Annotated in this window: 12 protein-coding genes; 8 read left to right on the top strand and 4 right to left on the bottom strand. The window is 74.9% G+C overall.

The genetic code is table 11. The features are described from left to right. The first annotated feature begins 95 nt into the window (after window positions 1-95). Genes ACFYZS_RS32655 through ACFYZS_RS32630 form a run of 6 tightly spaced genes read left to right on the top strand, consistent with a single transcriptional unit; the run spans window position 96 to window position 6044 of the window. Window positions 96-548 (top strand): cobalamin B12-binding domain-containing protein, encoded by a 453-nt coding sequence (locus ACFYZS_RS32655; RefSeq protein ID WP_389020568.1) that lies wholly within the window; start codon window positions 96-98, stop codon window positions 546-548. Beyond that, window positions 545-1882 (top strand): methylaspartate mutase, encoded by a 1338-nt coding sequence (locus ACFYZS_RS32650; RefSeq protein WP_389020565.1) that lies wholly within the window; start codon window positions 545-547, stop codon window positions 1880-1882. The genes ACFYZS_RS32655 and ACFYZS_RS32650 overlap by 4 nt, the downstream gene beginning before the upstream one ends. Continuing rightward, on the top strand, window positions 1879-2838 hold the full coding sequence (locus ACFYZS_RS32645; RefSeq protein ID WP_389020562.1) for a transporter substrate-binding domain-containing protein: 960 nt from the start codon (window positions 1879-1881) through the stop codon (window positions 2836-2838). Before ACFYZS_RS32650 ends, ACFYZS_RS32645 begins: the two co-directional genes overlap by 4 nt. A gap of 22 nt (window positions 2839-2860) precedes the next feature. Then, window positions 2861-3901, top strand: a complete 1041-nt coding sequence (locus tag ACFYZS_RS32640) for an aspartate-semialdehyde dehydrogenase (protein WP_389020559.1) — start codon at window positions 2861-2863, stop codon at window positions 3899-3901. Beyond that, entirely contained in the window at window positions 3898-5001 is a 1104-nt protein-coding gene (locus ACFYZS_RS32635; protein ID WP_389020556.1) for an aspartate kinase, read from the top strand. Before ACFYZS_RS32640 ends, ACFYZS_RS32635 begins: the two co-directional genes overlap by 4 nt. Window positions 5002-5006: 5 nt before the next feature. Further along, a complete protein-coding gene (locus ACFYZS_RS32630; RefSeq protein ID WP_389020553.1) occupies window positions 5007-6044 on the top strand; it encodes an oxygenase in 1038 nt (345 codons plus the stop codon). Window positions 6045-6050: 6 nt separating this feature from the next. On the opposite strand, the gene ACFYZS_RS32625 is transcribed toward ACFYZS_RS32630, so the two are convergent. Together ACFYZS_RS32625 and ACFYZS_RS32620 are read right to left on the bottom strand one after the other, a co-directional pair. Then, window positions 6051-6974, bottom strand: a complete 924-nt coding sequence (locus ACFYZS_RS32625; protein WP_363124878.1) for a LysR family transcriptional regulator — start codon at window positions 6972-6974, stop codon at window positions 6051-6053. 47 nt (window positions 6975-7021) lie between these two features. Next, complete coding sequence (locus ACFYZS_RS32620; protein WP_389020550.1) at window positions 7022-7225, bottom strand: hypothetical protein; 204 nt, start codon at window positions 7223-7225, stop codon at window positions 7022-7024. A 313-nt stretch (window positions 7226-7538) separates the two neighbouring features. On the opposite strand from ACFYZS_RS32620, the gene ACFYZS_RS32615 reads away from it, so the two are divergent. Next, window positions 7539-8543, top strand: coding sequence for a LuxR C-terminal-related transcriptional regulator (locus ACFYZS_RS32615; protein ID WP_389020547.1), 1005 nt, complete (start codon window positions 7539-7541; stop codon window positions 8541-8543). Window positions 8544-8570: 27 nt separating this feature from the next. On the opposite strand, the gene ACFYZS_RS32610 is transcribed toward ACFYZS_RS32615, so the two are convergent. Together ACFYZS_RS32610 and ACFYZS_RS32605 are read right to left on the bottom strand one after the other, a co-directional pair. After that, a complete protein-coding gene (locus ACFYZS_RS32610) occupies window positions 8571-9092 on the bottom strand; it encodes a flavin reductase family protein (RefSeq protein WP_389020544.1) in 522 nt (173 codons plus the stop codon). Beyond that, window positions 9089-14350: a MupA/Atu3671 family FMN-dependent luciferase-like monooxygenase gene (locus tag ACFYZS_RS32605; RefSeq protein ID WP_389020541.1), complete on the bottom strand. Its 5262-nt coding sequence runs from the start codon at window positions 14348-14350 to the stop codon at window positions 9089-9091. Before ACFYZS_RS32605 ends, ACFYZS_RS32610 begins: the two co-directional genes overlap by 4 nt. 150 nt (window positions 14351-14500) lie before the next feature. On the opposite strand from ACFYZS_RS32605, the gene ACFYZS_RS32600 reads away from it, so the two are divergent. Continuing rightward, on the top strand, window positions 14501-15271 hold the full coding sequence (locus ACFYZS_RS32600; RefSeq protein WP_389020538.1) for a 2OG-Fe dioxygenase family protein: 771 nt from the start codon (window positions 14501-14503) through the stop codon (window positions 15269-15271). Window positions 15272-15276: the final 5 nt, after the last annotated feature.

Raw genomic sequence — 15276 nt, 5'->3', positions numbered from 1 at the left:
TAGCGGTTCTCCATCGACGGCGCGTTGAATCGGCGCGGGCAGCGCCACGAGGATCGGTGTACCGCCTGCGCCGATCCGCCACCCGGGGGTGTCCCATGCCGAAGTACCGCAGCCGCTCGGGGAAGTTCGTCGTCTCCGGGGTCTCGTCCGACGCGCACACCTGGAACCTGGTCTTCCTCCAGCTGATGCTGGAGGAGCGCGGACACGAGGTGGTCAACCTCGGCGCCTGCCCGCCCGACGACGAGGTCGTCGCCGCCTGCCTGCGCGAGCGCCCGGACGCCCTCGTGGTCAGCACGGTCAACGGGCACGGCCACATGGACGGGGAGCGGCTCGTACGGACCCTGCGGGCGCACCCGGAACTGGACGGGCTGCGCGCCGTCATCGGCGGCAAGCTCGGCGTGGGCGGCGCGGCCGACAGCCACGTGGACGCGCTGGTGGAGGCCGGCTACGACGCCGTCTTCGCCTCCGAACACGGGCTGGAGGAGTTCGCCGACTTCCTGCGGGAGCTGCGCCCGCGCCGCCGCGCACCCGCGGAGCCGGTCGCATGAGCGGGCCCGGCACCGCCGGCACGGGCCGGTTCGCGGCGCACGTGCGACGGGCCCGGGAGTCCGGGTCCCTGGTCGTACAGCCGCGGATGGGCTTCGCCGGCGCACGCCGGATGCGGGAGGGGCTGCGCGCGGTCCGCGATGTCGCGGCGCCCACCGCGGGCACCGTCACCGTGGACAGCTACACCCGGGTCGGGGAGTACGCGCGGGCCCTGGAGGCGCTGCGCTGCGGGGCGGAGCTGAACGGCTTCCCCCTCGTGGCCCACGGGGTGGAAGGTACGCGTGAGGTACTGAACGGGCTGGCTGCGCAGGACTTCCCGGTCCAGGTGCGGCACGGTTCGGCGCTGGCCGGGCCCCTGGTGGCGACGGCCTGCGCGGCCGGTGCGGACGCCACCGAGGGCGGCCCGGTCTCGTACTGCCTGCCCTACGGGCGGGTGCCGCTGCGGGATTCGGTACGGGCCTGGGCGCAGTGCTGCGAGCTGATCGCGGCGCGCGCGGAGCCCATGCACCTGGAGACCTTCGGCGGGGGCATGCTGGGGCAGTTGTGCCCGCCGCCGATGCTGGTGGCGCTGAGCGTGCTGGAGGCGCTGTTCTTCCGCGAGCGGGGAGTGCGCTCCCTCTCGCTGAGCTACGCCCAGCAGACGCACCCCGGGCAGGACCTGGAGGCGCTCGCCGCGCTGCACCGGCTCGCCGCGGAGCGGCTGGACGGCGGCGCGGACGGCGGCCCGGACTGGCACGTCGTGCTCTACACGTTCATGGGCGTCTTCCCGCGCTCGGCCGCGGGCGCCTTCCGGCTCCTGGAGGAGAGCGCGCGCCTCGCGGTGCGCGGCGGGGCGGCCCGGCTGGTGGTCAAGACGCCGGCGGAGGCGCACCGGATCCCGACCCCGGACGAGAACGTGGCCGCGCTGGAGTTCGCCGCGGCCGTGGCCGCCGACGAGCGGGACCGCACCCGTACCCGTACGCCCGTGCGGCCGGCTTCCGCCGCGGGCCGATACGGCGTGTACGAGGAGGCCGCGCTGCTGGTGGACTGCGTGCTGGAGCAGGCGCCGACGGTGGGCGAAGCGCTGCTGCGGTCGTTCGCGACGGGGCTGCTGGACGTGCCGTACTGCCTGCACCCCGACAACGCGAACCGGGCACGGGCCGTCGTGGACCCCTGGGGGGTGCTGCGCTGGGCGGACCCGGGCCGGGTCCCGCTCCCCCCGGGGACCCGGCGCGCCGCGTCCGGCGGCACGGCGGTCGGCTCCCGGCAGCTGCTGGACATGCTCGACTTCAACGCGCGCCGCTTCGACGCGGAGGACGTGCTCGGACGCCGCCTCGGCGACGGGGCGGCGGCGTGAGCGCCGCCCGAGGCGGGAGCACGCTCGCCGCCGTGCGGGCGCGCGGGGCGTTGCGCGCCGTCGTCAGCCGGGGTGTGCCGGGGTTGTCGGCGTGCTCGGCGCCCGGCGTGTGGTCGGGGCTGGACACCGATGTGGCGCGGGCCGTGGCCGCGGCCGCGCTGGGGGACGCCGGCGCGGTGGAGTGGGTGCCCGCCGATCCGGCGGACCGGCTCGCCGTACTGGCGGCGGGCGACGCGGAGCTGACGGTGGCCAACACCACTTGGACGATGGGCCGCGAGGCCGCCTGGCCGGTCCTGTTCGCCGCCGTGACCTGCTACGACGGCGAGGGTTTCCTCGTCCGGACGGCGGAGGGGATCACCGGCCCGGCCGCTCTCGCGGGCCGCGAGGTCGCGGTGCAGGCGGGTACGACGAGCGCCGACAACCTCGCCGCCTGGTACGGGCCGAGGGGCCTGGCCGTCCGCGTGCGGGAGTACCCGACGCCCGCGGCCGCGCTGGCCGGATACGCCGGCGGCGGGTGCGCCGCGCTGGTGCTGGACCGGGTCGCGCTGGCCGGGCAGCGGGCGCTGCTCCCCGTACCCGACGGGCACACGGTCCTCGCCGAGACCATCTCGCGCGAGCCGATGGCCGCGGCGGTCCGCGAGGACGATCCCGGCTGGCTGCGGCTGTGCCGGTGGGTGGTGAACCTGCTGCTGGCCGCCGAGCACGAGGTGGCGCGGGCCGGCCCCGGGGACGGCGGCCGCGCCGCCGCCCTGGAGCGGGTGGCCGGGGCGGCGGGCCGGCACGGGCCGGCCGCCGGGCTGGACCCGCGCTGGGCCGCCCGGGTCCTGGCCGCCGTCGGCACCTACGCGGACGTATACGAGCGCGCGCTGGGCCCGGCCTCCGGGCTGGACGTGCCGCGCGGCCTCAACGAGCTGTGGACCGGTGGTGGTCTGCACTACCCGGTTCCCCTGTACTGAAAGATCGAGATCGGAGATTCGTGTGACCCTCGTCAGCGACCCCTCAGCGCCCCGCATCGCCATCATCGGGGCGACCGGCGCGGTCGGCGGCACCCTCGTCGAGCTGTTCGAGGAGCGGAAGCTGCCCTACCGCGAGTTGTACCTGGTGGCCTCGCCGCGCTCCGCCGGCCGGGAGGTGTGCGTCGCGGGCCGCTACTACACCGTGCGGGACCTGGAGGAGTTCGACTTCGGCTCGGTGGACCTGGCCTTCTTCTCGGCCGGCACGGCCGTCAGCGAGCGGTGGGTTCCGCGCGCCACGGCCGCGGGCGCCCTCGTCATCGACAACACCCGCGCCTTCCGCGCCGACCCGGCGACCCCCCTGGTGGTCCCGCAGGTCAACGCCGCGGAGCTGGACCGGCGGCCGGACAGCGGTACGGTCGCCAACCCGAACTGCTCCACCATCCCGCTGGTACGGCTGCTGGACGCGGTCGGCCGGCGCTGGGGGCTGCGCCGGGTCGTGGTGAGCACGTACCAGGCGGCTTCGGGGCTGGGGCACTCGGGCATCGAGGAGCTCCAGGAGGCGACCGCGCTCGCGCTCCAGGACCCGGGCGCCGAGCCGCTGTCGAAGCGGTTCACCCCCTCCCTGGCCTTCAACGTGCTGCCGCAGATCGACGAGGTGCTGGAGAACGGCTTCACCCGCGAGGAGGAGAAGCTGCTGCACGAGTCGCGGCGGATCCTGGGCCGGCCGGACCTGGACGTGACGGCGACGTGCGTACGGGTGCCGGTGGTCAACGGGCACTCGGAGTCGGTGTGGGTGGAGTGCGCCAGCGAGGTCGACCGCGGTGAGCTCGTCGCGCTGCTCGGCGCGCTGCCCGAGGTCAGCGTGTACGACGGGCCGCGGGAGCTGCCTCCGGTGCCGGCCTCCCTGGAGGACCCGGACCGGGTGCACGTGGGCCGGATCCGCGTCTCGCCGAACGACCCGCGGGGCTTTTGGCTGTGGCTGGTCGCCGACAACCTGCGGGTGGGCGCGGCGCTGAACGCGGTGCAGATCGCGGAGGAACTCCTGGCCCGGGGCACGCTGTGAGCGGGGCGCGGGTCCTGAAGTTCGGCGGGTCGAGCTTCGCCGGGCCGGACGGGTACGAGCGCGTCGCGGACGCGGTCGGCCGCCGGCTGCGGGAGGGGCGCGGCCCGCTGGCGGTGGTGGTGAGCGCGGGGCCGGGCGAGACGGAAGCCCTGCGGGGGCGGCTGCTGGGCATCGATCCGCATCCCGAGGACGAGACCCTGGCAGGGCTGCTGACGCTGGCCGACACGGCGGGCGCGCAGCTGCTGGCCGCGGCCCTGCACCGGGCGGGCATCGGGTCGGCGGTACTGGCCGGGCAGCAGCTGGGCCTGGTCTCGGACTCGGTGTTCGCGCGGGCCCGGCTGGTGCACACGGACCCGGGGGCGCTGACCTCGGCGCTGGCCGGGCACGAGGTGGTGGTCGTACCGGGCGGGCAGGCCGTGGACGCGCGGGGGCGGCCGACCTGGCTCGGCAAGAACAGCTCGGACCTGTCGGCGGTGGCGGTGGCCGCGGCCGTCGGCGCGCCCGCGTGCGAGATCCACTCGGACGTGGACGGCATCTACAGCGCGGACCCGCACCTGGTGCCGGGGGCGCGGCTGCTGCCGCGGGTCTCCTACGACACGGCCTCGCTGCTGTCGCTGCACGGCGCGAAGGTGATCCACCGGCGGGCCGTGGAGATGGCCCGCAAGTGCGGCGTGGAGCTCGTACTGCGGCACGGGCGGCCGCCGTTCGCGCAGGGCACCCGGGTGGGCGCGGCCGGCGAGCCGGTGCGCGCCGTCGTCCTGAACCGGCGCTCCGTCGCGCTGCGGTACTCCGGCGAGGCCGAGGCCGACCGGGCGTACGCGGCGCTGCGCGCGGCGAACGCGGACGCCGTCCGGCTGGGCGAGGGCCCGCTGGTCGTGGCCGTCGGCGGGTTCCTGGACCTCGCGGAGTTCCACCGCCGCCGGGGCCTGGCCCCCGGAGCGGGCGCGGGCGTACCGGTGACGGTGCTGCGCGGCCCGGTGGCGACCACGCATCTGGCGGCCGACGCGGACGGGGCCGTGGCCCTCGCGCGGCGGCTGCACGGCACGTTCGAGAACGGCCCGGCCTCCCGTGCCCGGCCCCTGAGACTCGCAGGAGTGTGACGCACATGACCATGACCGTCGCCGACATACTCGGCACGCGGCCGGACAGCGGCTCCACGCTCGCCGTCTGGGACCTGCCCGATTCCGTGCGCGAGGCGGTGGGCCGGGACCTGGCGCGGCTGGCCGACCCCGCCGCGGACCTCGACTGGGCCACGGCCCGCTGCCACCAGGTCTTCGCCCAGCTGCCGACCGAACTGCTGCGCCGCCTCCTGGACTTCGGCCGGCACCCCGACACGCCGGGCGTGGCGCTGGTCGGGAACCTGCCGCAGGACGCCCTGCTGCCGCCCACCCCGCTCGACGGCGGGCCGAGCCCGGCCAAGGGGACCTTCGTCGCCGAGGGGGTGCTGCTGGGGCTGAGCGGGCTGCTGGGCGAGCCGGTGGGGATGCTCAGCGAGAAGGACGGCCGGATCGTCCACGACGTGGTGCCGGTCCCGGGCGGCGAGCACACCCAGACCAACCAGGGTTCGCGCGCCTTCCTGAACTTCCACAGCGACATCGTCCACGACCCGGCGGGCCGCTACGACCTGGCCAACCCCGACTTCCTGGTGCTGAACTGCCTGCGCGCCGACCACGACGGCGAGGCCGTGACGTACTACGCGGACGCCCGCGACATCGCGGCCTCCCTCGGCGACGACGTGCTGACGACGCTGCGGAGCCCGCTGTTCCGGCTGAACGCCCCGGGTGGCTACACCCGGGCCCACGCCGGCGGCCGCGAGGTGCTCTCCGACCCGGTGCCGCTCATCGGCGGCGCGGCGGCCTTCCCGGAGATCACCGTGGCGGCCAACGGGGTCCGCCCGATGACCACCGCGGCCGGCACTGCGCTGCTGCGCCTCCAGGAGGTCTGCCGCTCGGTGGCGCAGCCCGTGCGGCTGCGGCCCGGGCAGGCCCTGCTGGTCAACAACCGCAAGGGGGTGCACGCCCGTTCGGTGTTCACGCCCCGCTATGACGGGCTGGACCGCTGGGTCCAGCGCACCTACGTACGGCGCAGTCTGTGGACCATCCGCCACCGCGCCTCGCCGACCGCCCGCCGCGTCCACCTGTGAGCCCCCTCAGGCGGCCGCCGCGGCGGCCGCGGCCGCCGGCCGGTAGTACTCGGACATGAAGGCGACCGTCTGCTCGACGAACAGGCGCATCTCCCGCGACAGCTGCTTGCCGCGCCGCCAGGCGAGCTGGGTGAACACCTCGAAGGGCGGCTCCCAGTCGAGGACGGCGAGCTGGCCGCTCTCCACCGCCTCGGCGACGGTCATCGTCGGCAGCAGGCTGATGCCGAGGCCGGCGGCCACGCCCCGTTTGATGGACTCGATGTTGCCGAACTCCAGGAAGGAGACCGGCTCCCCCGAGCCGTCGTTCAGCTCGGCCTCGAACAGCTCGCGGTAGGCGCAGCCGGCCTCGGGGGCGAGGACGGCGGCCGTGCGCAGGTCCTGCGTCGTGAGGGAGCGGGCCAGGGCGAGGGGGTGGCCGGGAGCGGCCACCACGGACAGCGGCTCGGAGCCCAGGACGGCGGTCTGCACCCCGGAGTGCTCCGTCTCGGCCTCCATCAGGAAGCCCAGGTCGAAGGAGCCCTGGCGCAGCGAGTGGCAGGTCTCGGCGCACAGGCTGGGGCGCAGCACCAGCTGGAGCAGCGGGTAGCGGTGGTGGAAGTACTCCAGGACCGGGGGCATCCGGTAGGAGATCAGGCTCTCCATCGTGCCGATGGTCAGGACCCCGGACGGGTCTCCCAGGCCGGCCGTCACGCCCCGCGCCTCGTCGGCGAGGGAGAGGATCTGCTCCGCGTACGGCATCAGGCGCTCACCGGCCGGGGTGAGCTGGATCTTGCCCCGGAGGCGTTCGAAGAGCTCGACGCCGAGGGAGATCTCCAGTCCCTTGATCTGCGCGGTGACGCTGGACTGGGCGTACTTGAGCTCGGTGGCGGCCCGCGTGAAGCTGAGCAGTGTCGCCACCCGGTGGAAGGTCGTCAGCTGTCGGATGTCCACGTGGTCTCCCGCGGGTTCGGAGCCGGCTGCCTCGGTGTCCGGTCCGGTCAGCCCCAGCCCATGTCGTCACCCGTGCCGTTGCCCGTGCCGGTGCCGGTGGCCGTGCCGGGGGCCGGCTGGGTGGCCGCCGGGACGGGGCCGTCGGCGAGGACCGTGGTGGTCGCGGCGGCGCCGGCCGGCAGGAGGCACGCGGCGGCGAGGGCGAGGGCGGCGGTCTTGGCGGCGATCGGGGCGAAGCGGGCGCGGAGCATGAGCAGTCCCATTCAGGAGTCGGGGTGGGGTTCTCGAACTCCCCTCACACGTCCCGCGGTTGACGTGTTTCGGGGGGTTTCTGCCGAGCTGTGCGGCGGCTGTTTTCCGCCGTGGCTCAAGCATCCTTCGAGTGGTGGGGGCAGGTGAAGGGAAACCGGCTGGCCTGATTGGGCCCTGGCCCTTTCAGTCCACCCGGCGGCTTCCTGGTGGCGCGGTGCCCCGCTGGGTGGTTTCATCCCCTCGATCGGCAGCTCGCTGTTTGGCATGATCAGGGCGGAGCGACCAGTCCGCTCTGTTCAGCAGGGGGATCCAGTGCTTGAGTCATTGGGGTTGGACGGCCCCACAGAATCCGTCTACCGCACGATGCTGGCCCATCCGGGGGACGACGCGACCGCGTTGGCGAAACGCCTGGGCTGGACCGAAGGGGACATCCGCCGTGCCTGGGAGCGGCTGGCCGAGCTGTGTCTGGTGGTGCAGGACCGGGCCGACTTCCCGGACCATCCGCGCGCGGTCAGCCCCGAGCTGGGACTGGAGCATCTGCTGGCCCGCCAGCAGGCGGAGTTCGCGGCGCACCGCCAGCGCATCGCGGCCTCGCGGGCGGCCGCCTCCCAGCTCATCTCGGAGTACGCGGGCCTGCAGCCGGCCGCGTCGCAGACGGGGGTGGAGCACCTCAACGGGGTGGAGGAGATACGGGCCCGGCTGGTCCGTTTCACCAACGAGGTGGAACAGGAGGTGATGGCCTTCGTCCCCGACGGGGGCCAGAGCGAGGAGAACATGGCCGCCGCCAGGCCGTTGAACGAGCGCCTGCTCAAGCGCGGCGTGGTGATGCGCACCATCTACGTCGACGCGGTCCGCAACAGCCCGCCGACGGTGGAGCACGCGAACTGGCTGACCAGCCAGGGCGGCCAGGTGCGTACGGTGGCCACCCTCCCGACGCGGATGACGATCCTGGACCGCAAGACCGCGATCATCCCGCTCAACAGCGAGGACAGCCTGGCCGGGGCCGTGGTGCTGACCGGCCACGGGACGCTGACCGCGCTGTGCACGCTCTTCGAGGGCGTGTGGGACCAGGCGCAGCCGTTCGGCGAGGCGGTCCAGCCCCGGGGCAGCGAGGACGGCCTCAGCCGGCAGGAGCAGGCCGCGCTGCGGCTGCTGGCCGAGGGCCACACCGACGAGGGGATCGCCAAGCGGCTGGGGGTCTCGCACCGCACCGCCCGCCGGATCGCGACGGTCCTGATGGAGCGCCTCGGCGCGCGGAGCCGGTTCGAGGCCGGCGTCCGCGCGGTCCGCTGCGGCTGGCTCCCCTACGAGCCGTAGGCCGTACGGGAGCCGGGGCGGCCGGGGTTACGGCCGGGGGTCGCGCAGGGAGGCGAAGGCGCCCGCGCGGTAGAGGAGGGGGAGCCGGTCCGCGGGGCCCGGGTCCCCCGTGACCAGTTCGGCCACCACGATGCGGTGGTCGCCCGCCGGTACCCGGGCGGTCACCCGGCACACCAGCCAGGCGAGGACCCCGGAGAGCACCGGGGTCCCGCAGGGGCCGGTGGACCAGTCGGCCGCGGCGAACCGGTCGGCTCCGCTGCGGGCGAAGACGGCGGCCAGCGCGGCCTGGTCCTCGCCCAGCAGGTGTACGCCGACGTGCTCGGCGGCGGCGACCGCCGGCCAGCTGGAGGCTCCGTTCGAGACGGCGAACGCCAGGGCCGGCGGGTCGGCCGAGACCGAGATCAGCGAGGTGGCGGTGAAACCGTGGGGGCGGCCGTCCGCCCCGCGGGCGGTGATCACCGCGACCCCGGCGGCGTGCTGGCGGAAGACCGACCGCAGCAGGGTGTCGAGTGCGGGCCGCGCGGCCCGCGGGGTGTCCATGACGGTCATCCGAGGCTGCTTTCCGGGAGCAGTTCGCCGAGCGCGGCGGCGATGTCCTTGGCGCCGGTGCCCTGCATGACGGTGAAGTGGGTGCCGGGCACGAGCCGGGTGCGGACCGGGCCGTCGGCGTGCCGCTCCCAGCCCGTGCGGAACCACTCCAGGTCGCCGGGGTCGTCGGCGACGAGCAGTTCCACGGGCCCGCGGTAGGGGGTGGCCCGCCACGTGGAGGCCGCCCGGGTCATGGCGGTGAACATCCGGGCCCGGGCCAGGATCTCCGCGTCCTCCCCGTCGCGGACCAGGCCCGCCTCGGCGAGCCGGCCGAGGACGGCCTCGTACGCGGCCTCCCGCGGCAGGTCCCGGACCGTGTCCGGGTCGGTGTGCAGCGGGGGCCGGCCCATGGAGAGGGCGAAGCTGTCGGCGAAGGCGCACACCGACTCGGCGTGGCCGAGCGGCTCGGGGAGCCCGGCCGGCGGCTGGGTGTCCACCAGGGCCAGCAGGGCCACCTCGGCGCCCTCGGCCTGCAGAAGCGAGGCGAGCGCCCAGGCGATGCCGCCGCCCAGCGACCAGCCGAGCAGGTGGTACGGGCCCTCGGGCTGCACCTCGCGGATCGCGTCGCGGTAGCGCCGCGCGAGCTCGTCGAGGGACTCCTCGGGGGCGCCGGGGACGATGGGCGCCGCGTCGATCCCGTAGACGGTCCGGTCCTCTTCGAGGTGCTGGGCCAGCGGGAAGTAGGAGGCGGAGGTTCCGGTGCTGGAGTGGACGCAGAACAGCGGGGGCAGCTGCCCGGAGCCGGAGCCGGCCTTGAGGAGGGTCAGGGTGCCGCCCGGTGCGGGCACGGCGCCGGCCGTGGACGCCGAGGCGGCCTCCTGGTCGGCGACGGCGGCCAGTTCGGCCACGGTCTGGTGCTGGAAGAGCTGGCGGGCGGTGATGCGCACGCCGCGCTTGTTGGCGAAGTCGACGGCCCGGATGACGGTGATGGAGTGTCCGCCGAGGTCGAAGAAGTTGTCGTGGATGCCGACCGCGGGGACCTCCAGGAGCTGCTGCCACACCTCGGCGAGGATCTTCTGGGTGGGGGTGGCGGGCGCCTGGGCGGGGCCGTCGGCGGCCGCGGCGGCCGGGTCGGGGAGCTTGAACCGGTCCACCTTGCCGTTGGCGTTGAGCGGGAGCGCGTCCAGCAGGGTGTAGCGGGCGGGCACCATGAACTCGGGCAGCCGCTCGCGCAGGTGCGCGCGGAGTTCGTCGGCGCCGGGGGCGCCCTGGCCGGGAGCGGCCACCAGGTAGGCGGCCAGGTACTGGGCGCCGGCCGGGCCGCGGGCGGCGACCACGCAGGAGCCGACGCCGGGGTGGTCGCGCAGGGCCGTCTCGACCTCGCCGAGTTCGACGCGGTAGCCGCGGACCTTGACCTGGTCGTCGCCGCGGCCGAGGAACTCCAGGCGGCCGTCGGGCAGCCACTTGGCGAGGTCCCCGGTGCGGTACATGCGGGCGCCGGGCGAGCGGTCCTGGCGGAACGGGTCGGGAAGGAACCGCTCGCGGGTGAGCTCCGGCAGGTTGTGGTAGCCGCGGGAGACGCCGTCGCCGCCGATGTGGAGCTCGCCGGGGACGCCGACCGGCAGCGGGGCCCCGTGCGCGTCGAGCACGTAGACCGAGGTGTTGGCGATGGGGGTGCCGACGGGGACGGTGGGGGCCTCGGTGTCGGCTCCGTCGATGGGCGCAGCGGTGGACCAGACGGTGGTCTCGGTGGGCCCGTACATGTTGTGGAAGCTGGCGCCGGTGGCCTCGCGCAGTCGCAGGGCCAGCGCGGTGGGCACCGCCTCGCCGCCGACGAGCAGGACGTCGAGGGCTCCGAGGGCCTCGCGGGCCGCGCCGGAGGGGTCGTCGAGCATCAGCTGGGCGAGGGAGGGCGTGCACTGCAGGTGGGTGACCCCGTGCTCGGCGATCAGCTCGGCGAGGGAGGCGTTGTGGGCGGGGTCGGCCGGCCGCGCCTGCCCCAGCGGGGCATTGGCGAGGACGCGCAGCCGGTCGAGGTGTTCGAGGCCGCCCAGTACGTCGTCGGCGTCGATGCCGAAGTCGACGAGGCAGGCGAGTTCGTCGACGCCGATGGCGGAGAGCTTGTCGATCAGCTCCAGGCAGTCCTCGGGGGTCCCGAACAGGCCGCTGGTGTGCACGTACCGGTCGAAGGCGTGGCCGAGGAGGGCGTCGAGGTCGTCCTCGCCGATGTTGCGGGGGTCGACGTCGACGCCCATGCGCTGGCCGAGCACCCGGACCAGGTCCAGGGAGGTGCGCAGGTAGTCGATGAACGGTTCGCGGACCAGGGCCAGGGCCCGGTCGCGGTCCTCGTCGAGGAAGGTGTGCAGCATGAGGGTGACCTTGCCGCCCTCGGTGCCGAACTTCTCCCGCCAGGTGTCGTGGTAGAGCCGGATGGACTCGGCGAGCTGGTCGAGGTCCTGGCCGAGCAGGTGGGTGAGGATGTTGGCGCCCTGTTCGGCGGCGGCCTTGAAGGTGGCGGGGGTGCCGCCGGAGGAGAGCCAGACGGGCAGTTCGGCCTGGACGGGGCGGGGCCGGATGCGGACCTCGACGTCCTTGCCGTTGCCGGCGGTCAGCGTGGCCGACTCGCCGCGCCACAGCGACCGTACGGTCCGCACGCCGTCGATCATGACCTGCTTGCGGTCCTCGTAGTTCTCGGGGGCGAAGACGAAGTCGTCGTGGAGCCAGCCGGAGGCGAAGGCCATGCCGACGCGGCCGCCGGAGAGGTTGTCGACGACGGACCACTCCTCCGCCACCCGCACCGGGTGGTGCAGCGGCATGACCACGCTGCCGGAGCGGATCGCGATCTTCTCGGTGACCATGGCCAGGGCGGCCGCGGTCACCGAGGGGGCCGGGTAGAGGCCGCCGAAGGCGTGGAAGTGCCGTTCGGGGGTCCACACGGCCGAGAAGCCGTGGCGGTCGGCGAACTTGGCGCCCTCCAGCAGGAGCCGGTAGCGGTTGCCGCCGGGGGCGTCGTCGCCCGCGTCGCTGGCGAAGTAGAAGAGGCCGAACTCCATCGGGCGGGTGCGCGGGGCGGGCGCGGAGCGCAGCAGCTCGTGCGGGCGGCCGGAGGCCACGACCACCTTGAAGCCGCGGGTCAGCGTCCAGAACATCTCGACCTCGGACATGTCGAAGGAGATGCTGCTGATCGCGAGCCAGGTGCCCGGCGAGTGCTCGCCGACTCGGTCGTCGAGACCGCGGAAGAGGTTGAGGAGCTGGGCGTGCTCGACCATGACGCCCTTGGGCTTTCCGGTGGAGCCCGAGGTGTACGTGACGTACGCGAGGTCGTGCGCGCCGACGCCGACGCCCGGGTCGGTGTCGGGGACGTCCTCGAGGGCGTCGGCCGACAGGTCGAGCAGGACGGGATCCGCGCCCTCGGCGAGGGCGGCCGCGGCGGTCAGCCGGGCGGTGCTGTCCGCGTCGACGAGGACCGCGGCGGGGCGGGCGTCGCCGAGGACGTGGCCGAGGCGGGCCGCCGGGTAGTCGGGGTCGAGGGGGACGAAGGCGGCGCCGGACTTGAGGACGCCGAGGAGCCCGGCCGGCATGTCGAGGCCGCGGGAGAGGCAGACGCCGACCAGGGTGCCGGGGCCGGCGCCGAGGGCGCGCAGGCGGTGGGCGATCCGGTTGGCGCGCCGGTCCAGGGCCGCGTAGTCGAGGGCGGCGCCCCGGTGGACGACCGCGGTGGCCGCCGGAGTGCGGGCGACCTGGGCGGCGAAGGCGGCGGGGACCCCGCCGGCGGTCTCGACGGGGACGGCGGTGTCGTTCCAGCGGACCAGGATCCGCTCGTGCTCGGCGGGGGTGAGCACGGCGAGCTCGGACAGGCGCGCGTCGGGGCGCGAGACGGCGCTCTCCAGGACGCGGCGGTAGTGGCCGAGCATCCGCTCGATGCGGTCGCCGTCGTGGAGTTCGGTGGCGTACTCGGTCATCAGGTCGACCCCGCCGGTGGAGCGCTCGGAGAGGCCGATCGTCCAGTCGAACTTGGTGGTGCCCATGTGCAGGGGCAGGCCGGTGAGTTCGATGTCCCCCATGCGGACGGTCTCCACCGGGGTGCCCAGCTGGTAGATCGCGTGCTGGAACAACGGGTTGCGGCTCTGGTCGCGCTCGGGCCGCAGCTCCCCGACGAGCTGGTCGAAGGGGAGCTCCTGGTGCTTGTGGGCGTCGGAGACGGCGTCTCCCGTACGGGCCAGCAGCTCGCGGAAGGTGGGGTCGCCCGCGGTCGAGGTGCGCAGTACGACGGTGTTGGCGAAGTAGCCGATCAGCGGCTCGAACTCGGTGCGGGTACGGCCGGAGAAGACGGAGCCGAGCGCGATGTCGTCCTGGCCGGTGTAGCGGGACATCAGGGCGGCCAGTCCGGCGACGGCCACCGGCAGCAGCCGGGTGCGCTCGCTGCGGGCGAGGGCCTCCAGATCGCGGTGGAGCGCGGGCTCCAGGTAGGCGCCGACCTCGGCGCCGGTCCACTTCGGGTCGGCGGGGCGCGGCCGGTCGGAGGGGAACTGGAGGGAGGGCAGCCCCTCCAGGCGCTCGCGCCAGTACGCCAGCGAGCGGGCCCCGGCCTCGCCGGCCAGCCGGTCGCGCTGCCACACGGCGTAGTCGGCGTACTGGATGGGCAGTTCGGGCAGGACGGGGGCGCGGCCGGCCCGCCCGGCCAGGTAGCACTCGGTGAGCTCCTGCACCATGCGGGTGGTGGACCAGCCGTCGGTGGCGATGTGGTGCATGGACAGCACCAGGACGTGCTCGTCGGGGCCCTGCTTGGCGAGGGTGGCGCGCAGCATCGGGCCGGCCGACAGGTCGATGCGGCGGCGGGCCTCGCGGGAGGCGGTCTCGCGGGTGCGCGCCTCGCGTTCGGCGGCGGGCAGGCCGGAGAGGTCGAGCAGCTCCAGGGCCGCGGGCGCGGGAGCGTCGACGATCTGGCGGGGGCCGTCGGGGGTGGCGAGGTAGCGCGTGCGCAGGGTCTCGTGCCGGGCGACGACGGTGCTCAGGGCGGAGCGCAGCAGGGGCACGTCGAGGGGGCCGCGCAGGCGCAGCGCGAGCGGGGTGTTGTAGAAGGCCAGCCCGTCGGACCACTGGTCGAGGAACCACAGGCTCTGCTGTACGGAGGACAGCGGCAGGGGCTCCTCGCGGCCGGCGGCGGCGATGCGGTCGCTGCCTTGCCGCGGCTCACGGTTGGCGCGCAGCTCCCCGAGCAGCGCGGCGCGCTGCTGCGGGGTGAGCTGTGCCAGTCGGTCGTTGACGTTTCGCGGCATGCCGGGGCTCCTCGTCGACGTGTGTGTCTGGCCCGAAGCCTCCCCGGGACGGGCGCGCACGTGGAGTCGGGGGAAATCCGGACTCCTTCGGCGCGGCCCGGACCGGCAGCGTGATCGCCGGTCATACGCATCATTTCTGAAGGGGCGATCGTGACAAGTACGGGAGTGACCGCGCCGGACAAGGCAGTCCGGACGCGACCGCCGGCCGGCGACTGCGCCGACGGCCTGGCCCGGGAGACGGCCCGGGCCGGCTTCACCTGCCTGCGCCGCGACCGGATCCGGCACCTGCTGGCGGCGGACGCCCTGGAGGACTTCCGCGCGGCCTGGGAGGACCTGGAGCTGGACACCGGCATCCCCGGTGGGAAGCTGTTCCGGCTGCGCCGCTACGGGCGGCTGCGGGTGGAGGTGGAGGCGGACGGCACGGCCTCGTTCACCCCGCTGCCGCACGCCTCGTTCCGCCAGGACGTGATCCACATGTGGCGGGGGCAGGACCGGGTGTTCGCTCCGATCGCCCCCGAAGTGCTCCTGCACGAGGGCATGCTGGCGCTGGTCGGGCTGGACGCCCGGGCGGCCGCGCAGCTGAGCGGCACCACCTCCTGGGAGGTCGGCGTCCACCTGATCCGCATCCTGGCCGAGCCGGGCGGCGAGGGCGAGCCGACCCCCGAGGGCCGCCACCGCGACGGGCACGCGTACGTCGGGATGCACCTGCTGCGCCGGGACCGGTGCGGCGGCGGGCTCTCGACGGTCCACCCCGAGGGCGGCGAGCCGGTCCGGCTGACCCTGCTCGACCCGCTGGACTCGATGTTCGTCGACGACGCCCGGGTGACGCACGAGGTGTCCCCGATCAGCCCGCTGGACGGCACGGCGGTGCGCGACATGCTGCTGGTCGACCTGAACCCGGCCACCGCGGCCGGCGGGTGACGCGG

This window comes from Streptomyces sp. NPDC001903 (assembly GCF_042891345.1).
GTDB lineage: Bacteria > Actinomycetota > Actinomycetes > Streptomycetales > Streptomycetaceae > Streptomyces.
This window is presented reverse-complemented; position numbering and strand designations above follow the sequence as displayed.